19 protein-coding genes are annotated in these 21,717 nt (G+C 74.0%); 7 read left to right on the top strand and 12 right to left on the bottom strand.

Going from position 1 to position 21,717, the window contains the following annotated elements:
- The first annotated feature begins 101 nt into the window (after nucleotides 1-101).
- The 3 genes from ACFXG1_RS01075 to ACFXG1_RS01085 are packed head-to-tail and all read left to right on the top strand — an operon-like array spanning nucleotide 102 to nucleotide 1,912.
- On the top strand, nucleotides 102-695 hold the full coding sequence (locus tag ACFXG1_RS01075) for a TetR/AcrR family transcriptional regulator (protein WP_384720137.1): 594 nt from the start codon (nucleotides 102-104) through the stop codon (nucleotides 693-695).
- The gene (locus ACFXG1_RS01080; protein WP_384720135.1) at nucleotides 685-1,305 is read left to right on the top strand and encodes a hypothetical protein; all 621 of its coding nucleotides are present in this window, start codon (nucleotides 685-687) and stop codon (nucleotides 1,303-1,305) included. Before ACFXG1_RS01075 ends, ACFXG1_RS01080 begins: the two co-directional genes overlap by 11 nt.
- Nucleotides 1,298-1,912: a GNAT family N-acetyltransferase gene (locus ACFXG1_RS01085; protein ID WP_384740053.1), complete on the top strand. Its 615-nt coding sequence runs from the start codon at nucleotides 1,298-1,300 to the stop codon at nucleotides 1,910-1,912. The genes ACFXG1_RS01080 and ACFXG1_RS01085 overlap by 8 nt, the downstream gene beginning before the upstream one ends.
- Nucleotides 1,913-1,929: 17 nt before the next feature.
- On the opposite strand, the gene ACFXG1_RS01090 is transcribed toward ACFXG1_RS01085, so the two are convergent.
- The 4 genes from ACFXG1_RS01090 to ACFXG1_RS01105 form a co-directional block, all read right to left on the bottom strand.
- Nucleotides 1,930-2,790, bottom strand: a complete 861-nt coding sequence (locus ACFXG1_RS01090) for an Fpg/Nei family DNA glycosylase (protein ID WP_384720131.1) — start codon at nucleotides 2,788-2,790, stop codon at nucleotides 1,930-1,932.
- A 97-nt stretch (nucleotides 2,791-2,887) separates the two neighbouring features.
- On the bottom strand, nucleotides 2,888-4,291 hold the full coding sequence (locus ACFXG1_RS01095; protein ID WP_384740056.1) for a wax ester/triacylglycerol synthase family O-acyltransferase: 1,404 nt from the start codon (nucleotides 4,289-4,291) through the stop codon (nucleotides 2,888-2,890).
- A gap of 415 nt (nucleotides 4,292-4,706) precedes the next feature.
- Nucleotides 4,707-6,773, bottom strand: coding sequence for a SpoIIE family protein phosphatase (locus tag ACFXG1_RS01100; protein WP_384718699.1), 2,067 nt, complete (start codon nucleotides 6,771-6,773; stop codon nucleotides 4,707-4,709).
- A gap of 59 nt (nucleotides 6,774-6,832) precedes the next feature.
- The gene (locus ACFXG1_RS01105) at nucleotides 6,833-8,008 is read right to left on the bottom strand and encodes a DUF6777 domain-containing protein (RefSeq protein WP_384718701.1); all 1,176 of its coding nucleotides are present in this window, start codon (nucleotides 8,006-8,008) and stop codon (nucleotides 6,833-6,835) included.
- 223 nt (nucleotides 8,009-8,231) lie between these two features.
- Here ACFXG1_RS01105 and ACFXG1_RS01110 point away from each other — a divergent pair, with 223 nt between their 5' ends.
- Together ACFXG1_RS01110 and ACFXG1_RS01115 are read left to right on the top strand one after the other, a co-directional pair.
- On the top strand, nucleotides 8,232-8,864 hold the full coding sequence (locus tag ACFXG1_RS01110) for a DUF1990 family protein (protein WP_384740260.1): 633 nt from the start codon (nucleotides 8,232-8,234) through the stop codon (nucleotides 8,862-8,864).
- Nucleotides 8,848-10,260: a lipase maturation factor family protein gene (locus ACFXG1_RS01115; RefSeq protein ID WP_384723776.1), complete on the top strand. Its 1,413-nt coding sequence runs from the start codon at nucleotides 8,848-8,850 to the stop codon at nucleotides 10,258-10,260. Before ACFXG1_RS01110 ends, ACFXG1_RS01115 begins: the two co-directional genes overlap by 17 nt.
- A gap of 175 nt (nucleotides 10,261-10,435) precedes the next feature.
- Here ACFXG1_RS01115 and ACFXG1_RS01120 read toward each other — a convergent pair whose 3' ends face one another.
- The 3 genes from ACFXG1_RS01120 to ACFXG1_RS01130 form a co-directional block, all read right to left on the bottom strand.
- The gene (locus ACFXG1_RS01120) at nucleotides 10,436-10,609 is read right to left on the bottom strand and encodes a hypothetical protein (protein WP_384740061.1); all 174 of its coding nucleotides are present in this window, start codon (nucleotides 10,607-10,609) and stop codon (nucleotides 10,436-10,438) included.
- 531 nt (nucleotides 10,610-11,140) lie between these two features.
- The gene (locus tag ACFXG1_RS01125) at nucleotides 11,141-12,607 is read right to left on the bottom strand and encodes an SDR family NAD(P)-dependent oxidoreductase (protein ID WP_384719732.1); all 1,467 of its coding nucleotides are present in this window, start codon (nucleotides 12,605-12,607) and stop codon (nucleotides 11,141-11,143) included.
- A gap of 171 nt (nucleotides 12,608-12,778) precedes the next feature.
- Nucleotides 12,779-13,522, bottom strand: coding sequence for an IucA/IucC family C-terminal-domain containing protein (locus tag ACFXG1_RS01130; protein WP_384740064.1), 744 nt, complete (start codon nucleotides 13,520-13,522; stop codon nucleotides 12,779-12,781).
- Nucleotides 13,523-13,910: 388 nt separating this feature from the next.
- Here ACFXG1_RS01130 and ACFXG1_RS01135 point away from each other — a divergent pair, with 388 nt between their 5' ends.
- Nucleotides 13,911-15,089 carry a DMT family transporter gene (locus ACFXG1_RS01135; RefSeq protein ID WP_384740067.1) on the top strand — a complete coding sequence of 393 codons (1,179 nt, stop codon included), beginning with the start codon at nucleotides 13,911-13,913 and terminating at the stop codon, nucleotides 15,087-15,089.
- Here ACFXG1_RS01135 and ACFXG1_RS01140 read toward each other — a convergent pair.
- The gene (locus ACFXG1_RS01140; protein WP_384740070.1) at nucleotides 15,081-16,436 is read right to left on the bottom strand and encodes a transglycosylase family protein; all 1,356 of its coding nucleotides are present in this window, start codon (nucleotides 16,434-16,436) and stop codon (nucleotides 15,081-15,083) included. The two genes, ACFXG1_RS01135 and ACFXG1_RS01140, sit on opposite strands and share 9 nt — an antisense overlap.
- Before the next feature lie 417 nt (nucleotides 16,437-16,853).
- Here ACFXG1_RS01140 and gndA point away from each other — a divergent pair, with 417 nt between their 5' ends.
- Entirely contained in the window at nucleotides 16,854-18,296 is a 1,443-nt protein-coding gene (gene gndA / locus ACFXG1_RS01145; RefSeq protein ID WP_384723879.1) for an NADP-dependent phosphogluconate dehydrogenase, read from the top strand.
- 494 nt (nucleotides 18,297-18,790) lie between these two features.
- Here gndA and ACFXG1_RS01150 read toward each other — a convergent pair whose 3' ends face one another.
- The 4 genes from ACFXG1_RS01150 to ACFXG1_RS01165 all read right to left on the bottom strand — a co-directional run bounded on the left by ACFXG1_RS01150 (nucleotide 18,791) and on the right by ACFXG1_RS01165 (nucleotide 21,656).
- Nucleotides 18,791-19,420, bottom strand: coding sequence for an aspartate/glutamate racemase family protein (locus ACFXG1_RS01150; protein ID WP_384740074.1), 630 nt, complete (start codon nucleotides 19,418-19,420; stop codon nucleotides 18,791-18,793).
- Between the two features lie 2 nt (nucleotides 19,421-19,422).
- Nucleotides 19,423-19,791, bottom strand: a complete 369-nt coding sequence (locus tag ACFXG1_RS01155; RefSeq protein ID WP_384718814.1) for a GNAT family N-acetyltransferase — start codon at nucleotides 19,789-19,791, stop codon at nucleotides 19,423-19,425.
- Between the two features lie 53 nt (nucleotides 19,792-19,844).
- On the bottom strand, nucleotides 19,845-20,264 hold the full coding sequence (gene panD / locus ACFXG1_RS01160; protein ID WP_384718816.1) for an aspartate 1-decarboxylase: 420 nt from the start codon (nucleotides 20,262-20,264) through the stop codon (nucleotides 19,845-19,847).
- A gap of 207 nt (nucleotides 20,265-20,471) precedes the next feature.
- Nucleotides 20,472-21,656 (bottom strand): alpha/beta hydrolase family protein, encoded by a 1,185-nt coding sequence (locus ACFXG1_RS01165; protein WP_384718818.1) that lies wholly within the window; start codon nucleotides 21,654-21,656, stop codon nucleotides 20,472-20,474.
- Between the last annotated feature and the right edge of the window lie 61 nt (nucleotides 21,657-21,717).

Below are 21,717 nucleotides of genomic sequence, written 5' to 3' on the forward strand. Positions count from 1 at the left end.
TCGGCCGCCGGGCCACGGCCGCACCCATCCGAGCCGGGAGCGACCTGGCGTACCGGCAGGGTGTACTAGTAGTACACACCACTGGTGTGTACTATCGGTATATGAGTCCACTCCCCCGTTTCCGCCGATTGCCTCCCGAGCGCCGGGAGGCGATCCTGCGCGTCGCCCGGCGGCACTTCGCCGAGCAGGGCCCGGAAGGCGCCTCGTACAACCGGATCATCGAGGCCGCCGGGTTCTCCAAGACCGCCGCCTACCAGTACTTCGACGGTCGGGACGATCTGCTCGCCACCGTGCTCGACGATGTGCTGGAACGGCTCCTCGGTGTGCTCGGCCCCTGGACACCGGCCCCGGATCCGGCGGCTTTCCGGGCCGCGCTCGAAGCGGGGACCCGGTCCCTGTCCGCGCATCTGCGGGAGCATCCCGACGATCTCGCGCTCGCCGAGGCGGCCGCCGCGCGGCCCGCGGGCGCGGCCTGGGCGGGCTGGTTCGACGCCCTCATCACCGATGGGCAGCGGCTCGGTGTCGTCCGTACGGATGTGGACCGCGCGCTGCTGGTCGCGACCACCGCCGCGGTGCTGCGGGCGGGCGACGCCTGGACCCTGGCCGCCTGGCGGGCGGGCGGCGAACCCGATACCGGGCAGGTGTGGGAGTTGCTGCACGGGCTGTGGGGCGGAGGGGCCGGCGGTGCGCGCTGACCTGGAGACCGACTGGGAGATACCGGCGACCCCCAAGGGGCTCACCGGGCGGCTCGAACGGTTTATGGGCCCCGGCAAGACCACCGCGGAGTCAGTGGTCGAGGCCGTCGGCGGGACGCTCTGCGTGCTCTTGCTCGCGGCCGGGGTCTGGTCGTCGGACGTCCACCGGGACTGGTCCGGCCTCCAGCTCGCGATCGTGGTGCTCGCCGGGCTCGATCTCGTCGGCGGGATCCTCACCAACGCGACCAACGCCGCCAAACGCTGGTACCACCGCGAGGATCCGAAGGCCCGGCGCGGGCGGATCGTCTTCGTCCTCGCCCATCTGGGCCATCTCGCCGCGATCGGACTGATCGTGCTGGAGGGCGACTGGCACTGGGCGCTGGGCAACGCCGGGCTGCTGCTGTGGGGCGCGGGCGTCGTGGAGTTCACCCCGCTGGAGCTGAAGAGGCCCGTGGCGATGGGGGTGTACACGGCCGCGGTCGTGGTGAACCTCTTCTGGCTGCCGGTGCCGGACGCGCTGCTCTGGATCGCCCCGCTGTTCTTCCTCAAGCTCCTGGTCTGCCATCTGGTGCCGGAGGCCCCGCTGCGCCGCAGGAGGGCCGATGGCTGAGGGGAGGACCGGGTGGCGGGTGGCGGAGGCGCCCGGTCCTGCCGTCTGCGCCGAGGTGCTGGCGGCGGCCTTCGCCGAGGAGTCCACCGCCCGCTGGATCTGCCGCGGCTCGGACGCGGTACGGGGGCGGTGGTTCGCCGCCCTGCTCCGGACCCAGGCCACCGTGGCGGGCGGGCGCCGACTGCTGGTGACCGACCCGGACGGGCGGGCCGTCGGCGCGGCGGTGCTCACCCCGCCGTCCGGCCGGCCGCCGGTCGGCGCCCGGGTGACCTGGACGGCCCGCACCCTGGCGCACTGCGGCGGGCGGGCCCTGACCAGGACCCTGCGGTATCTGGCCGTCACGGAACGGTCGGCACCGCCGGACGCCTGGACCCTGGAGTTCATCGGGGTCCGGCCCGAGTACGCCGGGAAGGGGGCCGGGCGGCGGCTGCTGGAAGAGCTGCCGGCGAGCGCACCGGCACCGGGCGGGATCTTCCTGACCACGTCGGACACGGCCAATGTCGGCCTCTACGAGAGCTTCGGCTTCACGGTCACCGGACGGCTGCGGATCGGGCCGCTGGAGACCGTCGCCATGTGGCGGGCGCCGGGACCGCCACCGCCCCGTTGACCGGCGGCGGACGGCGGTTACTTCAGCAGCCGGGACATCCGCCGGTCCGCCAGGGGTTTGCCGCCGGTCTGGCAGGTGGGGCAGTACTGGAGCGACGAGTCGCTGAACGACACCTCCCGGATGGTGTCCCCGCACACCGGGCACGGCTGGCCGGTTCTGCCGTGGACCCGCAGTCCGCTCTTCTTCTCGCCCTTGAGCCGTCCGGCGGCCACGCCCCGGGAGCGTTCGACGGCCTCGGCGAGGGTGGCGCGCAGCGCCTCGTACAACCGGGTGATGTCGTCGTCGTCGAGATGCCGGACCTGTTTGAAGGGGGACATCCGGGCGGCGTGCAGGATCTCGTCGCTGTAGGCGTTGCCGATGCCCGCGATCAGGCTCTGGTCGCGCAGGGCGCCCTTGATCTGCCGGTGCTCGCCCGCGAGGAGCGCGGCGAAGGCGTCGCGGTCGAAGGCGTCGGCGAGGGGGTCGGGGCCGAGGCGGGCGATCGCGGGGACGTCGGCGGGGTCCCGGACGAGATGGACGGCGAGGCGTTTGGTGGTGCCCGCCTCGGTGAGGTCGAAGCCCGCGCCCGATGCGAGCACGGCCCGCAGGGCGAGGGGGCCCTTCCCGGGGCGCGGCGGTGTCGCGGGGGTCTCGTCCCGCCAGCGCAGCCAGCCCGCGCGGGCGAGATGGATCGCCAGATGGAGATCGTCCATGCCGATGTCCAGCCATTTGCCGTGGCGGGCGACGCCGGTGACGGTACGGCCTTCGACGGCGCCGAGCGGCGGATCGTACGTCTTCAGCACGCTGATGTTCAGGGGTTGTACCCGGGCGATCCGCTCACCCGTCAGTCTGCCGTCGAGGAACTCTCGCAGCGATTCCACCTCGGGTAGCTCCGGCATGTCTCCAGACTGCCGCAGCGCCGACGGGGCCGCAGCCCGGGTCCGCGGGCCCGGCTCGGGTCAGCCGGTGCGGGTCGGTCCGCGGGCGCGGCTCGGGTCAGCCGGCGCGGGTCGCGGCGACCAGTTCGGCCAGTTCCCGTGCCGTCGCCGCGCCCAGCCGGGCCACGTCCGGCACCGCCTGCCCGTCGGCGACGAGACCGACATGGATCCCGCCGCCGTACGAGGTGAGCGCCACGGCCAGGGAGTGGCCCCGGGCCAGGGGTGCCATCGGGTACAGGGACCGCAGCGGGCAGCCGCCGAGGGAGAGTTCCGAACGCGGCAGCGGGACGCTGGTGACCACCAGGTCGAAGAGCACCCGGGCCGCGCCGCCCGCGAGGGGCGCGCCGAAGCGGTGGGCGATGGGCGGCAGTTGGTCGGCGAGTACGGCGAGCGCCCCGGCGCCCCGCAGCGGCCCGGCTTCCTTGTTGCGGTCCATGGCCCGGCGGACCCGGTCGAGCCGGGTCCGCGGGTCGGGTTCGGCGACGGGCAGGTCGAGGAGGTACGCGGAGAGTTCGTTGCCGGGGCCGATGGGGCCGCCGGGGCGGCGGCGGGAGACGGGGACGAGGGCGCGCGGCCCGTCGGCGGGCAGCGGTTCGCCGCGTTCGTCGAGCCAGCGGCGCAGTCCTCCGGCGACGACGGCGAGCAGGACGTCGTTGGTGGTGCCGCCGAACGCCTTGCGCACCAGGCGGACGTCTTCGGTGTCGAGGACGGCGGTGCCGAGCCGGCGGGTGCCGCTCGTCCCGGCCGCCAGCGACGGCGGCAGGGCGCGCGGATCGAGCCGGCTGGCCAGGACGACGGAGGCGCCGACGCCGACGGCCCGGCCGAGGTCGTCGATCCGGTCCCGGGCGACGCCGACGAACCGTCCGGGGTCGCTGAACCAGGGGCGGCCCGGCGCGGCGGCGGCGCCCTGCAGCCGGGCCCTGGCGCGGGCGCGGACGCCCCGGGGATCGGCGATCTCGTCGAAGATCGCCGACCCGATGGAGACCGCCCTCATCCCGTCCGCGAGGGCGTGGTGGAGCTTGACGAGCACCCCGAAGGGGTCCTCGGGGCGGCCGGTCAGCAGATACATCTCCCACGGCGGACGGCCCCGTTCGAGGGGGCGCTCCATCAGCTCTCCGGCGACGGCGACGGCCTCGTCCGCCAGGGGCGCGTCACCGGGGAGCCGGACCCGGTGGACATGGCGGGTGACGTCGAAGTCGGGGTCGGGGATCCAGACGGCCCCGCCGACGGGCAGCAGGACGTCCCGGACCCGGGACCGCAGCCGCCGTACGGCCGCCGCCCGGGTGGCGAGCAGGGCAAGCAGGGCATGCGCGGGCGGTGGCCGGTCCTGGCCGTGCGCCGGATCGGGCCCGGGATCGGGGTCGAAGAGCGCGAGGGCGCCGAGATGCATCGGGTGACCGGCGGATTCGAGATGCCAGAACGCCAGGTCGAGGGGGGCGAGTCGCTCGGTGCTCGGGCTCACGGTGGCCTCCGGCTCGGGGGTCCGGTCGGATGTCGGGCCGCCCCGGGTCCCGATGGCGGCGGCCGGTTTCCCGGTGTCCGGGGCGGGCCGGCCGCGAACCGGGGGACGGCGGTCCACGGCCCCGGATGACGACGGTTCCCTGACGACCGAGGACGATGGCTTTACTGACAGTGACCCTAGCCGGTCGTTCCGTTCCGCGCCTCCGTCCGCGGCCGTCCGCACCGCCGGCGGACCCGAACGGCCCGAACGGCCCGTCCCGACCGACGGTCGGCGGCCCGTACGGGGCCGGACGGCGGCGCCTCACTTCCGGAGTCGGCGCCTCACGTCCGGGGACGGCACGTCGTGATCGTCCGGGACCGGCGCATCGTCATCGTCCGGGGATGGCACGTCGTGATCGCCCGGGGACGGCACGTCGTCATCGTTCGGGAACGGCGAAGGTGCACCACACGCACTTCCCGCTGCCCCGCGAGTCCACACCCCACGCGTCCGCCAGCCGGTCCACCAGCAGCAGTCCGCGGCCCGACACCCCGTCCTCCCCCGCCTCCCGGCGTCTGGGCAGCGCGCTGGAGCCGTCCTCGACGTCGACCCGCAGCCGCCGCGGCGGCCCCGGCAGGATCCGTACGGTCACCTCCGCCGGGCCCTCGGTGTGCATCAGCGCGTTGGTCACCAGCTCGTCGGCGACCAGTTCGATCTCGTCGGCCCGCGCCCCGGCGCCCCAGGCCGTGACCGCCGAGCGGACCAGCTGCCGGGCCGAGCGGAGCGCCTCCGGGTCGTTCTGGGCGACGTGCTGGTGGAGCCGGCCGCCGGACCGCGGGGTGAGCGTGCCGCGACGGCGCAGCAGGAGCAGGGCCACATCGTCATCGCCGCCCCGTTCGTCGACGACGTCGCAGAGGTGGTCGGCGAGCCGCTGGGGGTCCCGGGGCCCGCCGCGTACCAGCCCGGTCAGCAGTTGCAGTCCGTCGTCGAGGTCGGCGCCCGGCTGCTCCACCAGGCCGTCGGTGTAGAGGAGCAGGGTCTGTCCGGGGTCGAGTTCGACGGTGGTGACGGGGTAATCCAGCCGTCCGAACTCGGCGGACAGGCCGAGCGGCAGCCCGCCGTCGACGGGGACGCGGCGGCAGCTTCCGTCCGTGTCGCGCAGCAGCGGGTCGACATGGCCGGCCCGGACGATCTGCACCACCCCGGTCGACAGGTCGACCTCGGCGTAGAGGCAGGTGGCGAAGCGGTCGGTGTCGAGTTCGTCGAGGAAGCCGGAGGCCCGGGCCATCACGGTGGCGGGGGTGTGGCCCTCGGCCGCGTACGCCCGCAGCACGATCCGCAGCTGGCCCATGACGGCCGCCGCGTCCGTGTCATGGCCCTGGACGTCCCCGATGACGGCGCCGACCCGGCCGCCGGGCAGGGTGATCACGTCGTACCAGTCGCCGCCGATGTCGCGGCCCATCCGGGCCGACCGGTAGCGTACGGCGATCTGGGCGCCGGGTACGTCGGGAATGCGGCGCGGCAGCATCGCCTGCTGGAGCCCCTCGGCCAGATCGTGCTCCTGGTCGTAGAGGACGGCGCGCTGGACGCTCTGGGCGATGGTGCTGCCGAGGGCGACGAGCAGATTGCGCTCCTCGGCGGAGAAGTCGCTCCGGTCGTCGTAGAGCAGTCCGAAGGCGCCGATGGGGCGGCCCTGGGCGATCAGGGGGAGATAGGCGGCGGCCCGTACCCCGAGCCCCGTGATGTTCGGCCACAGGATCGGGAAGGACCGGGCGAAGTCGTCGGAGCCCTCGATGAAGCGGGGCGCCAGGGTGCGGATGGCCTCACTCATCGGGTACGGCTCGTCGACGCGGGTGAAGCGGGTGCCGGGGACGAACGCCTCCTGCGGGCCCTCGGCGACCAGATGGATCCGGCCGCCCGGCTCCAGCAGGCCCATGACCAGGCTGCGGGCGCCGAAGATCTCCAGACCGTGGGCGTCCTTGAGGACGTCGATCACGTCCTGGACGGTCCTGGCGTGCGCGAGCGCGGCCGTGGTGGCCTCGACGACGCTGGTCTGCCGGCGGCGCTCGGTGTCGGCGGCGATCCGGACGGTGGAGTCCGCCAGCTCGGCCGTGGCGTCCCGCACGATGCCGATGATCCGCACCGGGCGGCCTTCGGCGTCCCGGCGGACGCAGCCCTGGGAGTGGGTCCAGCGCAGGGTGCCGTCGCGGCGGCGGATGCGGAAGTAGGCGCCGTAGTGCTCCCGGCCGCTCTTGAGGGCCTGGGCCACCCGGGCGTCGAGACGCGCCGCCTCGTCGGAGGGCATCCGTGCCATCACACTGGCCCGCCGCCCGTCGTAATCGCCGGGTGGCAGGTCGAGCACCTCGTGCGCGGGCGGGTCCAGATGCATCAGTCCGCTGGCCAGGTCCCAGTCGAAGCTGCCCATCAGGTTGAGGGTCAGACTTCGGCCCGGATCGGCGGGCCAGTCGCCGGGAAGCGTCCGGGCCCCCGCCACCCGATCAACCATGCCGCCACTCTGCCATCATTTGCCGGATTATTCGAACGATTGTCTACGGGTTCGGCGGGTCAGCCCGCGTAGGTGTCCGGCTCCCCGGCCGCACCGGATCCGGTCTCCACGGGGCCCTGAAGGACATCCGCGTCCTCGCCGGGGAGGAGATCGAATCCCTCGGCGTCCCGAGCGTCAGGGACGTCCCGGCCGTCCAGCGGGTCCAGCGGGTCCAGCGGGTCGATCTCGGCGTCCGCGTAGTCCTCCCCGGCCGCGGCGCCCTCGCCGTCCGGTGCGAACAGGGGCTCGCCGGGAGCCGTGTCCCGCGCGACCCCGGTGTCGTCCGCGGCCCCGGTGTCGTCCGGGGCGTCGGGGGCGGCGGCGGCCTCCTGTTCCCTCGCCGCCGGATACGCGTAGACGTCGTCGGGGTTGACCGGGGGCACCACGTCGGGCCGCCGGTCCTCCTCGCCGTCCGTGCCGGTCGCCCGGTCGATCCAGGTGTCCTCGGAGACGTCGACGATGACCAGGCTCTCCAGGGGCCTGGTGGTGGCCTTGACCACCACGACCCGGTCCGTGCGGTACCCCTTCCACGCGGCCCCCCGCTGGATCACCCCGCCTTTCACGGCGACGGGCGGGGACAGCGGTGTCCCCGAAGCGCACCGCACCCGGGGCACGCCGTACCGGTCCACCAGCACCGCCGTCCCCGCCTGGAGCACCAGCTGGCGGGCGGGGACCGCGCCCCCTCCGGCGCGGTAGCCGTGGCCGGAGACACGGGTGTCCGCCCGCAGCACCACGGGCGTAAGACCGCGCAGAAAGGCCGGGAGGCGGCCGCGGGAGACATCCGCGCCGTCGGCGAAGGCGCCCGCCTTGGCGTCGTCCGCCCGCAGCAGGGTGAGCTGGCGTTCGACGTCGCAGCTCCCGACCGAGCGGGTACCGCCGTACAGCCCCGGTGTGGCGCCCGACATGGTGCGCAGGGTGTGGCCGCGTTCGGGCGCGCCACCACCGCCGGTGCCCGGGACGACGGGCTCGGGTACGGGGGTGGAGAGCGTCCTGGCGCTGGTCGCGGTGTACGGATCGGGGCCCTGCTCCGTCGCGGGCCGGAGATGGACCTCCTCGTCCCGCTCCCGTTCCTGCCCCGTACCGCCGCCGCAGCCCGCGGCGAGGACGCCGATGCAGACGGCGGCGGGCAGGGCGGCGACCGCCAGCGGCCACCGGCGGCCGGGCCTCGCCCGTCCGTACAACTTCCGCTTCCGCATGGTCCGCTTCCGCCTCTCCGCCCGTTCCTCCGGGGTGCCGATGCCGTGGCCGCGCAGCCGGGACCCGGGGTCCGCGGTGCCTCTGCGTCCTTTCTTCCGGATCCGCCCGGACCCCGCGACTTGAACGCGTTCAACAGTGCGCCTAGGCTCGGCCGTCAGGGGGAAGGACTTCATGGGGGTGGCACATATGGCGTCGGCGGTGGTGGGCCTGGTGACCCGGCTCGTGGAACGGGCGTCCGGCGGCGGCGGGGCACCGCGGCCGCCCGGCGGGCTCGTCCCCCTCCGGGCCGTCCCGACGTACCCGGAGACGGGGGCGACCCGGCTGGGACCGATGCCCGACGGCTACAGCCATCTGCACCACACGGTCCGGATCGGCCGCGGACGCGCGGTGTACGAGGCCGCGGGCGCGGCCGTCCTCGACTGGCGGATGCACGGCGCGTCCGGCACCCGGCCGCGGACCACCGGGCCGCGGGCCGAGCCGGGGACCCAGGTGGAGGTGTCCCTGGGTGTCGGGCCGCTGCGGATCTCGGGGCGCTGCGCGGTCGTCTGGGCGGAGACGGGCCCGGCGCGTACCGGCTTCGGCTACGGCACGCTGCCGGGCCACCCGGAACGCGGCGAGGAGTGCTTCGTCGTCGACATCCGGGACGACGGCTCGGTCTGGTTCACCGTCATGGCCTTCAGCCGCCCGGCCCGCCCGCTGGTCCGGCTCGCCGGTCCGCTGGTACCGCCGGTGCAGCGCGCCTACGCCCGCCGGCTGGGCCGTACGGTACGACGGCTGGCGGCCCCGGCGGGCGCGTCCCGGGTGCCGGGTCCGTACGCGCCGTCGGATACTGGACGCGATGGAGTGGTTCGGTGACGACGGCTACTGGCTGAGCCGTCTGCTCTTCCAGCGGGCCCTGGCGGCCGTGTACCTGGTCGCCTTTCTCACGGCGGCGCTCCAGTTCCGGGCGCTGATCGGCGAGAAGGGCATGCTGCCCGTGCCCGCGTATCTGCGCGGGCTGCCGTTCCGCAGGGCGCCGGGGATCTTCCGGTTCCACTACTCGGACCGGCTGTTCGCCCGCTGCGCCTGGGCGGGGGCGGCGCTCTCCGCCGCGCTGGTGGCGGGGGCCGCCGACGACCTCCCGCTCGCCGCGGCGATGGCCTGGTGGGCGGTGCTGTGGGTGCTGTACCTCTCCATCGTCAACGTCGGCCAGATCTGGTACGGCTTCGGCTGGGAGTCCCTGCTGCTGGAGACCGGTTTCCTCGCGGTCTTCCTCGGCAACGACCGGACCGCTCCCCCGGTCCTGGTGCTGTTCCTGCTGCGCTGGCTGCTGTTCCGGGTGGAGTTCGGGGCCGGGATGATCAAAATGCGCGGCGATCGGTGCTGGCGCGATCTGACGTGTCTGTACTACCACCACGAGACCCAGCCGATGCCGGGCCCGCTGAGCCGGTTCTTCCACCGACTGCCCCGCCCGCTGCACCGGGTGGAGGCCGCGGCCAACCATGTCGCGCAGCTCGTACTGCCGTTCCTGCTCTTCACGCCCCGACCGGTGGCGACCGCGGCGGCCGGTCTGATCGTCTGCACCCAGCTGTGGCTGGTGCTGTCCGGCAACTTCGCCTGGCTGAACTGGCTGACGATCGCCCTGGCGCTCTCGGCGGTCGACGGGTCCCTGATCGCCTCCCCGCCGCACGCCCTGCCCGCGCCACCGCTCTGGTACGCGGTCCTCGTCTTCGCGGTCACCGCCCTGGTGGCGGTCCGCAGCTACCGGCCGGCGCGCAATCTGCTCTCCCGGGAGCAGCGGATGAACACCAGCTGGGATCCGCTGCACCTGGTCAACTCCTACGGCGCGTTCGGCTCGGTGGGCCGGGTACGGCGGGAGGTGGTGATCGAGGGGACGGACGAACCGGCCGTCGGCCCGGACACGGTGTGGCGGGAGTACGGCTTCCGGGGCAAGCCGACGGATCCGTACCGGATGCCCCGTCAGTTCGCCCCGTACCATCTGCGGCTGGACTGGCTGATGTGGTTCGCGGCGCTCTCGCCGGGCTACGCCCGCCCCTGGTTCGGGCCGCTGCTGGAGCGGCTGCTGGCGGGTGACCGGGACACCCTGCGGCTGCTGGGGGCGAATCCGTTCCCGGACGCCCCGCCGGCCTTCGTACGCGCCCGGATCTGGCGCTACCGGTACACCACCCGGCGCGAGCGGCGGGAGACGGGCGCGTGGTGGCACCGGGACGGGGTACGGGAGTTCTGGCCGCCGACACGGCTCGACCGCTGACCCGGACCCGTCCGGCAGCGGCGTCCGGCACCGGCCCGATCCGGCGCGATGCCCCCGGCGGGCCGGTCGGGGGCCGGACGATGCCGGACGGCTCCCGGAACGCCCGTGCCCCCGCCGGTTCGGCGGGGGCACGGGCGTCGGGCGGATGATCCGCCGATCAGTCGATCAATTCCGGTCAGTCGATTCCGGGCAGGATATGCGGCTCGGCGAGATCGTCCTCGTATCCCGCCAGCCGGATCGGGGCCGACCTGGCCCACACGTCCAGACTGCCGAGCTTCTCCGAGCGGGCGACCCGCTCCCGGGTGCGTTCCGGGGGGCGCGTCTCGTGCTGCTTCACCTCAGGTGTCACCGCGAACTCCTCTGTGTCGCGTAACAAGGGACAGGGCGATTCGGTCGCGGTGGCGCCGGCTTTCGGGCGGGACCGCAGCCTGGTTGCAGACGTGTCCCAGGACGGCCAAGGGGCTTTTGTGGATCCTCTTGGTGGCGTCCGTGCCTCTCAGAGTAACCACATGAGCGGGTGGCCGCTCGATGGGTACTGGAGAATTCCTCGCATTCCAGCCGTGATCCGATCGAAGAACCGCGGCGGCGGGGCCCGGGAGAAGGGCCTGACCGATGTGAGGGGTGGTGCCCCGGATGGAGCAGTGGCATCGGTGACGCGAGTGGTTACCGAGCGGAAACGTTTCGGCGGTCGCGGCCGTCCGACGGCCGCCCCGGATTCGGCGAATTCCGGCCGCTCGGGACGGGCCCGCCGGGGCCGGGTGGCCGGTTCACCGCCGTACGGCGCAGGGGCCCGGGACCGGGCCGGGTGGCCGGTTCACCGCCCATAGGGCGCCGGGCGGCGCCGGGAGAGGGGTCTACCGCCCGCCCGGCGCGGGACGCCCTACCACTTCCCGGGCGCGTAGTCCTTGAGGAAGCAGCCGTACAGGTCCTCGCCCGCCTCGCCGCGCACGATGGGGTCGTAGACCCGGGCCGCGCCGTCGACCAGGTCGAGCGGGGCGTGGAAGCCCTCGTCGGCCAGCCGCATCTTGTCCGGGTGCGGGCGCTCGTCGGTGATCCAGCCGGTGTCGACGGCCGTCATCAGGATCCCGTCGGAACGGAACATCTCCTCGGCGCTGGTGCGGGTGAGCATGTTCAGCGCCGCCTTGGCCATATTGGTGTGCGGATGCCCGGCACCCTTGTAGCCGCGGCTGAACACGCCTTCCATGGCGGAGACGTTGACGACGTACGTCCGGCGCGCGGACGCCGCAGCCATCGCCGGGCGGAGCTTGCTGATCAGGATGAACGGCGCGGTCGAGTTGCAGAGCTGGACCTCCAGCAGCTCGACCGGGTCGACCTCGGAGACGGTCTGGATCCAGCTGTTGGTGGGGTCCAGATCGGGTACGAGCCCGCCCGCGTCGATCGCCGTACCGGCTTCGATCCGGGCCGGGGTCGCCGATCCGGAGATCAGGGCGAGCCCGGTGACGTCCGCCGCCGTCAGGCCCTCGCCCGCGGCGCGCGGCAGGGCGGCGACCGCGTCCACGGCGCCGCTGCCGAAGGTGCCGATCACCTCGGCGGGGGGCAGCTCGCCCGCAGGCAGCGGCGCGGACTCGGCGGCGACCAGCTCGCGGTAGGCCGACGGGGAGCGGCGGACGGTCTGCGCCGCGTTGTTGATCAGGATGTCCAGGGGCCCTTCGGCCGCGACCGAGTCGGCGAGGGCGACGACCTGCGCCGGGTCCCGCAGATCGATCCCGACGATCTTGAGCCGGTGGATCCAGTCGTCGCTGTCGGGCATGGCCTTGAAGCGGCGGATGGCGTCATGGGGAAAGCGGGTGGTGATCGTGGTGTGGGCCCCGTCACGGAGCAGCCGCAGCGCGATGTACATCCCGATCTTGGCCCGGCCGCCGGTGAGCAGCGCGCGCCGGCCTGCGAGGTCGGTACGGGCGTCCCTGCGGGCCCGGTTCTCGACCGCGCACGGCGGGCAGAGCTGGTGGTAGAAGGCGTCGACCTCGACGTACCTGGTCTTGCAGACGTAGCAGGACCGGGGGCGCCTGAGTATGCCCGCGAGGTCGCCGCTGACCGACGAGGACGGCAGCAGGCCCTCGGTCTCGTCGTCGATCCGCTCGGCGGACCCGGTGGCGGTGGCCTCGGTCACGGCCTTGTCGTGCGCGGTCTTGGAGGCCCGGCGCTCCTGGCGCCTGCGCTGCTTGACCGTACGGTAGATGCCCGCGGTGGCGCGGCGGACGGTGATCGCGTCGGGGTGGTCGACGTCCAGCTGGTCCAGCTCGTCCAGCACGCTGAGGCAGACGGCCAGCCGCTCCGGGTCGATACCGGGCCCGTACGTGGCGGGGCTGTCCTCTGTCACCGTCATGAGCTGTGCCATTCCTCGATCGCGGGGCACGCGGGGCGGACCGCGCACTGATCACCCGGGGGTTCCAAAATCGCGATTTTACCGAGTGGAGGGGTACGGACCAAATGTGATCGTCCCGGCCGGTGCCCGGCCCCCTCCGCCGGCCCGGTTCCGGCGGCCCCGCTGCCCGGTTCAGCCGGGCCCGGCGGCTCCCCGCGGCCCCGGCGGAGCGTCGAAGGCGCAGTCGCCGCAGAGCCCGCCGCCCGTCCGGTAGTACAGACAGCAGCTGGTCCGCCGCATCCCCGGGCCCCGGACGGTCCCGGCGAGGTCGGGATGGGCGAAGAGCCCGTCGGCGAGGGTCCTGGCCCTGGCGGCGGCGTCGGTACGGCCGGTACGGCGGGCCCAGGCGTCGATCTCGCGGACCGCCCCGGCGAGCGCCGAGCCCGCGTTGCCCCACAGCAGCCGGGCCGAGACCGGGGTGTCGCGGCGCAGGGCCGCGGCGAGCGGCACGAGATGGGCTTCCTGGACGGCCGACCGGATCGCGGTGACCGAAGCGGGCACCGTGTGCGGGTCGGTCAGCAGCAGATCGTCCGGGGACGAACGGTCGTACGTCCAGCGGAGGTCGGCGGGGCGCAGCGCCGGGAGGGTGCCGTGGAGCGCGGCGGAGCCGAGGGCGACGGACCAGAGCCGGGCGGCGAGGCCGAGCTGGGCGACGGACGCGGCGACGCGCCGCTCACGGGCTCCGAGGCGGCCGGCGACCAGATCCACCCGGCGGGCGAGCGCGTCGGTGCCGCCCGCGTAGACGGCGGCGAGGGTGGGGGCGGTCGCCGCGCCCGGCTCCGTACCGTCGGGCTCCGCGGCGCCCTCCGGCGGCGCGCCCGTCGTGCGCAGGGCGAAGAAGCCCCCGATGGCTTCCAGCCCTGTTCTCCCGCTCATCGCGCCGCTCCTCCTCCTGCTTCCACGACCGTGCTGTGTTTCCGACGGTCCGACGGTCCGATGGATCGACGTTCCGGCGTTCCGGCGTTCCGGTGCCCGTCGACGGCTGTCGCATCGTGGCACGACGGGCGTACCGTGGTCGTATCGGCCGTCGAACCGCCGCGCGGGGCGCCGGTCGCGTCCCGTACGTCCCCCGGGCGCACGGGGCGGGTACGTCCGGACCCGCGGGTTCCGCCCCTTACTGGACGTCCCCCTGGTACTACCCCGCTGACCTGCTCGAACGCCGGGTCTCAGACTTGGGGCCTACGCTCGTACTCCGTCGGCAGTATGAGACATCGCCTGCTCCAGGACGACGACGGGACGTCGTAACAGAGGGATCGTGATCTCTATGAGTCCCCTTCTGCTCGCCGTGCTGCTGTCCTTGGTCTCCGCGGTCGCCTATGCGGCCGGGGCGATCGTGCAGGAGCACGTCGCGGCGACCGCGCGCGCCTACGCCCCCCTGAACCACGCCGGGTGGTGGTGTGCCGTGGCCCTCAACGGGGTCGGCGCGCTGCTGCATGTCATAGCCCTGGCCTACGGGCCCCTCAGTGTCGTCCAGCCGCTGGGCGCGCTGACGATCGTGTTCGCGCTGCCGCTGGCCGCGGTGTTCGTACGGCGGCGGGCGGGCGCCGCGGCTTGGCGCGGGGCGCTGTTGGCGACCGTGGGGCTCGCGGGGCTGCTGGTGCTCAGCGGCGACGCCGGGAACTCCGCGTCCTCGTCGCTGGGGACGGGTCAGCGGGGTCTGCTGGCGGCGGTGACGTTCGGGGCGGTGGCCCTGCTGTTCCTGGTGGCGCAGACGATCAACCGGCCGGTGCTGCGGAGCGTGCTGCTCGCGGCGGCCGCGGGCGTGGCGTTCGGTATCGCCTCGGTGTTCACCAAGACCGTGGCGGTCGACTGGGACTGGTCGGATCCGTTCGCCCAGTGGCCCAGCCTGATCGCGGTCGCCGTACTGGCCACCGGTGGACTGCTGTTGTCGCAGGCGTCGTACCGGGGCGCGGGGCTCGCGGCTCCGCTGGCGACGGTGACGGTGGTCAACCCGGTGGTCGCGACGGCGGTCGGGCTGACGATGCTCGGGGAGTCGTTCCGCGGCGGCGCGCCGGGCACGGTGCTGGCGATCGGCTTCGGCGCGGTGGCGGCGGCCGGGCTCGCGCTCCTCACGTCGGAGCGGCTGGCGGCCTCCCGCGACCGCGAGATCGCCGTGGCCGGCGGGGCGTCGGGGCACACCCGCGGGACACCGGCCGGGTCGTCCGGCGAGATGTCCGGTGAGCCGTCCGACGCCACGGGCGCGGCACCGGTGGCCGGGGGTCCGGCCACCGCCGGGGAGCTGCCGGGCGGTTCGTCGCGTACGGGGCACGGAGCGGCCGGGTCCGGCGGCCGGGGCGCGCCGAAGGCCGGGAGGCGGGGGTTTCGTACCTGCGGACACCGCCGTACGCGATACCGGGCCGCCGCCGGGCTCCGGGACCACCGGGCGGTACCGGCGCCCGCGGAGGGACGGCGGACCGCCGCGGCGGCGCGGCGCTCAGAGTGAGACGCCACCGGACCTGAGGTAGGCGACGGGGTCGATATCGGTGCCGTAGCCGGGGCCGGTACGGACCTCGAAGTGCAGATGGGGCCCCGAGCTGTTGCCGGTGTTGCCCGAGCGGCCGATGCGCTGGCCGCTGCCGACCTGCTGGCCCGAGCGCACGGTGAGCGCGGAGAGATGGGCGTACTGGCTGTACTTGCCGTCGTTGTGGCGGACGACGACCTGGTAGCCGTAGGCGCCGGCCCAGCCCGCGGAGACGACGAGACCGTTGGCGACGGACTTCACCGAGGTCCCGGTGGCGACGGGGAAGTCGACCCCGGTGTGGTAGCCGCTGGACCAGGCGGAGCCGGACTTGCGGTACGAGGTGCCGATGGAGCCGTCGACGGGGGCGCTGAGCCCGGCCCGGGACGGTGCGGCCTGCTGGGTCTTCCGGGGCTTGGCCTTCTGCTGGTGGCTCTGCGCGGGCTTGGCGGCGGGCCGTTCGGCCCGGTCCGTCCTCGCCTCGGGCGCGGCCTTGCGGGGCGCCTGCTTCCGGGTCTCGTCGCCGCTGGTCCGCTGACGGGGCGCGGGGGCGGCCGTCTTCGGGGTCCGGTCGGGGGTGGTCGCGCGCTCCTTCGCGGGCGCCGAGCCCTTGGTGCCGGCGGGCGCGGTCATCTTGATGACCAGCTTCTGGCCGGGATAGATCAGGTCGGGGTCGGAGCCGACGGTGTCGCGGTTCTGCTCGTAGAGGGCGGGCCAGCCGCCGCGGACGTTCTTCGCGTCGGCGATCCGGGAGAGGGAGTCGCCGCCGGCGACCGTATAGCCCTGGCGCTGGGTGGGGACCGTGGTCGGGGTCGCCTTCTGCTGCTTCGGGGGCGCGGTCCGCTGCGGGGCGGCCTTGCGCTCCTGGGGGGCGGCCGCGGTACGGCCGCCCTGCGCGGAGGCGGCCCGCTGGTCGCCCCCGCCGCGCTCGGGCGAGATGTCGGGGCTGTCGCCGCCGCGGGTGAGCCCGGCCTGGGAGGAGCAGGTGGGCCAGGCGCCGGGGCCCTGGGCGTCCAGGACCCGCTCGGCGACCGCTATCTGCTGGTCCTTGCTGGCGAGGTCGGCGCGGGGGGCGTACTCCCGGCCGCCGAACGCATCCCAGGTGGACTGGCTGAACTGGAGCCCGCCGTAGTAGCCGTTGCCGGTGTTGATCTTCCAGTTGTTGGTCGACTCGCAGGCGGCGACCTTCTCCCAGACGTCGACGGAGGCGGCCTGGCTGGTGCCCGCGGCGATCAGCGGGAGGGCCATTCCGGCGCCGCCCGCGGTGACCGTCAACGACGCACGGTTGATTCGGCTCGGCTGTTGGCGGCGGTGGCGACCGGTTGCGGCCATGGTGCTTCTCCCCCTGGGTGCAGGCAGAACTGATACGAACTGGTACGACGGTACGGCTGGTCGAGCTCAAGCACCGTAGATCACGGAACGGTCACGTACCAAGCCGTCAACCTAGGCCGTGCACTCGGGCCGTGACAAGGGCTCAGCCACCCGCGCACGGCGGCAGACGGGGGCGGACACCCTGGGCGGGCCGTTTTCACGGGGGTCCGGGACATCGCCCGAACGCCGCCGTATGCCCGTGGCATCGGGGCGAACATGGGCTCGGGCGGGGAAATTTTCGGGGCCCCGCAGGAATTGATGACGAGTGAGCGGCAGACCCGCGGCACCACGCACGACCGACCAATCGACCGGCAGGACATCACCCGTGCCCGGCGCGGGTGATGTTCGGCACATGCCTTCGGACTCCAGGAGTTTGCCATGAGCGGTACCGCCCGGATCGGCGTCACGGGACTCGCGGTGATGGGCCGCAATCTCGCCCGCAACTTCGCCCGCAACGGCTTCACGGTGGCGGTGCACAACCGGACGGCGGCCAAGACCAGGGCGCTGGTCGACGAGTTCGGCGACGAGGGCTCGTTCGTCCCCGCCGAGACCGCCGAGGAGTTCGTCGCGGCGCTCGAACGGCCGCGGCGGCTGGTGGTCATGGTCAAGGCGGGCGAGGCGACGGACGCGGTGATCGAGGAGTTCGCGCCGCTGCTCGACGAGGGCGATGTCATCATCGACGGCGGCAACGCGCACTTCGCCGACACCCGGCGCCGTGAGCGGGAACTGCGCGAGCGCGGCATCCACTTCGTGGGGACGGGCATCTCCGGCGGCGAGGAGGGCGCGCTGCACGGTCCGAGCATCATGCCCGGCGGTTCGGCCGAGTCGTACGCGTCCCTCGGCCCGCTCCTGGAGCGGATCGCGGCGAAGGCGCCCGACGGCGCGCCGACCGTGGCCCATATCGGCCCGGACGGGGCGGGGCACTTCGTCAAGATGGTGCACAACGGCATCGAGTACGCCGACATGCAGCTCATCGCCGAGGCGTACGATCTGCTCCGCTCGGTGGCGGGGTATTCGCCGGAGCGGATCGCCGAGACCTTCCGGGAGTGGAACCGCGGGCGGCTGGGCTCGTATCTGATCGAGATCACGGCGGAGGTCCTGGCCCATCGGGACGCGGCGACCGGGAAGCCGTTCGTGGACGTCGTCGCCGACCGGGCCGAGCAGAAGGGCACGGGCCGCTGGACGGTGCAGATCGCGCTGGACCTCGGGGTGCCCGTGTCGGGGATCGCGGAGGCGGTCTTCGCCCGCTCCGTCTCGGGCCACGCGGCGCTGCGGGAGGCGTCCCGGGACCTGCCGGGTCCCTCGCCGCGACCGCTCGGCGAAGCGGAGGCGGCGGCCTTCGCCGCGGCCGTGGAGCAGGCGCTGTACGCGTCGAAGATCGTCTCCTACACCCAGGGCTTCCACCAGATCGCCGCGGGCAGCGACGAGTACGGCTGGAACGTCGACCTCGGCTCGGTGGCGTCGATCTGGCGGGCGGGCTGCATCATCCGGGCGGACTTCCTCGACCGGATCCGGGAGGCGTACGACGTCCGTCCCGACCTGCCGAGCCTGCTGTCGGACAAGCAGTTCGCGGCGGAGATCGGCACGGCGCAGGACGACTGGCGGGAGGTCGTCGCGACGGCGGCCCGCCAGGGTGTGCCGACGCCCGGTTTCTCGGCGTCCCTGGCCTACTACGACGCGCTGCGCGCGGAGCGCCTCCCGGCGGCCCTCACCCAGGGGCAGCGCGACTTCTTCGGGGCGCACACCTATCGGCGTACCGACCGTGAGGGCTCGTTCCACACGCTGTGGGGCGGCGACCGCTCGGAGATCCCGGCGGGCTGACCCGCCTAGGTCGTTTCTTGTGGATCAGGCCGGATCAGGGAGCGGGGTCTGGTGCCGTGGATCGCAAGGCGGAGGATTGAGCCACTGCGGAGCATTGGTGATTGACGACAACGCGGCGAGGCGCGGTGCCAGGGCACGCGAGCCCGGCAAGATCCACAAGAGACGACCTAAGGGCCCCGCCCGGGCGGCAAGGCCCGGGCGGGGCCCTTCGGCGGCCGGCTCAGGCCGGGCCGGGCTGCGGCTGGGGCTCGGGTCCCGGACCGGGGCCGGGGCCGGGACCGGGCGGGGTCACCGGGTCCGGCGGGGTGGGCGGCGGCTGCGGGGTCGGCACGGGGCCGGGCAGCGGCCCCGGGTCGGGTCCCGGCGGGCCGGGCATGGGGATGGGCGAGGGGGGTACGGGGGGCTGGGTCATACGGACCTCCCAGATCCGGAGTCCTGCGTTCCACTGTCTCCCGGTACGCCTTCCCGCGCCCGCCGGGCCCACACCCTGAAGATCACCTTCCGGTCAGGGCCTTCACCGCGGCGGCCAGGCCCGGGCGGGGGCTGGACAGGACCGGGATCGTGGTGGCCGTCCGGTCGGCGGCCGGGGCCATCGACGCCTGGGCCAGCACGATCACCCCGGCGTCGCGTACGGCGTCCACCGCCGCGGCGACCGTCCGGAGATACCCCTCCGCGTCCCCGGCCTCGAAGCGTGCCCAGGCGTCCGGGACCAGGACGCTCCGCAGTTCGACGGGGCGCCCGGCGGCCTCTTCCCCGATCAGCGCCTCCGTGGGGCCCAGGGTGCTCTCCAGAGCGGCGAGCACCACGACCCGGCCACGGGCGGCGGCCTCGGCGGCCATCGGCCGGTCGACCCGCAGCACGGGCACCCCGTGCCGGGCGGCGCTCGCCTCGGCGGCGGCCCCGATGGTGGAGCAGGTGCAGAGCACCGCCCGGGCCCCGTCCGCGACGGCCCGCCCCACGGCGGCGGACACCTCGCCCGCGACCGCCGCCGGGCCCCGCGCGACGGCGCGGGCCAGCAGCCCCTCGTCGACGAGGTGACGCAGCGCGACGCCCGGATGGTGCCGGTCGCGCAGGGCGTCGAAGACCGGCGGGTGCACGGGCGACGTATGCAGCAGCGCGAGCACGCTCACCACCGGTCGGGCCGGGCCCGCAGCTCCGCGTCGGCCGCCGCCACGAGATCGGCCGGTGCCGCGGGCGCCTCGTCGGGATGCCGCTGGGCCCAGCGCGCTGCGTACGGACACAGCGGTACGACGGCCACGCCCTCGCGGCCCGCGATCGCGTAGAACTCGCGGACCAGCGCGCCCGCGATGCCCCGGCCCTCGTACGCGGGCTCGACCACCGTATGCACGGCGACCAGGGCGGCGGGCCCGCCGTCCCGTTCAAGGACGAAGTACGCGATCCGCCCGGCCACGGCGTCGGTGCCGTCGCCCGCGGACGCCTCCAGTACTCCTCGCGTCCGGTCGTCCCGCAGCTCGTACTCCGGTGTGTCGGCCATCGCCCCGCTCCTCGCGTTGGTTCGGTCCTCCGCCCCGCCACCGCCCGACGGCCTCAGCTGACGACGGCTCCGGGACTCCGTTCGGTCCGGCTCCCGGGCACGGGCGCCCCGGCGTCCGTCCCCAGCTCCACGATGCGGTTGGCACCGTCCACATGCACCACGCGCGGCACCAGCGACCGCGCCTCCGCGTCGTCCATCTGCGCGTAACTGATGAGGATGACGACATCCCCGGGGTGGACCAGATGGGCGGCGGCCCCGTTGATCCCGATCACACCGGAGCCGCGCTCGCCCTCGATGACATAGGTCTCCAGCCGGGCACCGTTGGTGACGTCGACGATATGGACCAGCTCACCGGGCAGCAGATCCGCGGCCTCCATCAGGGCGCCGTCGATGGTGACGGAGCCGACGTAGTGCAGATCGGCCTGTGTCACGGTGGCCCGGTGGATCTTCGACTTGAACATGGTGCGCAGCATGGAGGTACTCCCGGATCTTGGCTCCCTGCCTGCGTATGTGCAGGTCAAGGGCTGTTTCCTCAGCCTACAACGAAGGGTGTGTCCGGGCAGTGCGCGCCGGGTCCCAGCTACCTCCACAGCCTACGGAAGGCCGCGCGGCGCGGCTCCGTGATCACCGTCACTGCGGCGGCGACCGCGCGAAGTCGCTCACGCTCCGGGCACGGGTGGTCAGCGGCTGACAAGGACCTCGGGGAAGTGGTGGGGCAACTGCTCGACGAGCCCGTCCCGGCCGTGGAAGTGGAGGTCGAAGAAGGCCCGGGGCCAGCCGCGCTGAAACGCCTGGGCGCGGTGGAGCGGGAGTGTTCCGACCTGGTCCTCCAGCTCCTGTCGGGTCCAGCCCAGCAGCGGGGCGATCAGACGCAGGAGCAACGCGTCGTCGCCGAAGGACTGGTGGGCCGCCCCGGTGACCGTGAGGCGCATACGCCATCCGCGCAGTCGTGACCAGAGTTCGCGCAGTGCGGGGTTGTGTGCGAAGCCGCCTTTGCCCGGGGTGTCGACGATCAGGAAGGGGCGGTCGAGACCGGCGTGCACGACGGGGCCGGCCGCACCGCCGTCGAGACTCACCCCGGCCGTGATCCGTGGATCGGAGTGCAGGGCTCCGGCGGTGGTCGCTCCGCCGAGGGAGTGGCCGACCATACCGACGCGCCGCAGGTCCAGGGCTTCGCACAGGCCCGGCGGCAGACGCGGGTCGGTGGAGGCCGCATGGAGGTCGTCGAGGCGGTCCAGGACGAAGCGGATGTCCGCGGTACGGACGGCGAGTGCCTTCGCGTAGTCGCGGATCTCACCATCGGGGTGGCTCTCCACCCGTCCGCCGGGGAATTCGACGGCGATCGCGTCGTAGGTGTGGTCGACGGTGACGACGATGTAGCCGTGGGAGACGAGGTCCTCGGCGATGGTGGTGCCGAAGGCCCGCGAGGCGTTGGAGCCCGGCGAGTACAGCACCACGGGGCGGCCTTCGGCGGGAGCGGCCGCGGCCGGGGCGCGGAGGTGTCCGTGGGTACGGCCGAAGTCCACGGCGTCGGGGCCGAGTCCGGACCGGGCCAGACAGCGACTGGCCTCACCGGGTGGCATCCAGGGTGCCCTGGGGTGGGACCGGGCCGGGACCCGGGGTCCGGCGGGGTACCAGACGGTGATCATCAGTTCGCGGCAGGGCCGGGAGGGGACCCAGGGCTCCGGCCGCGAGGAGTCGGTGAGATGGAGGGGGACGGTTCCGATCCGGTACGGGCCGACGGGGGTGGGCAGCCGGAACGGCACGGACCCGGCGGGGGTGGCGGCGGCGTTGCCGACGGGGACGGTCAGCGCGGCGCCCAGCGCGGCGACGGAGGTGAGCACGGTTCTGCGGGTGGAGGTCATACGTCCACCCTCCCGGCGCCCCGGCGCCGGGGAATCGGCCCCGGGCAGGAATCCGCTGTCA

The sequence above is a fragment of the Streptomyces sp. NPDC059248 genome, from assembly GCF_042753905.1.
GTDB lineage: Bacteria > Actinomycetota > Actinomycetes > Streptomycetales > Streptomycetaceae > Streptomyces.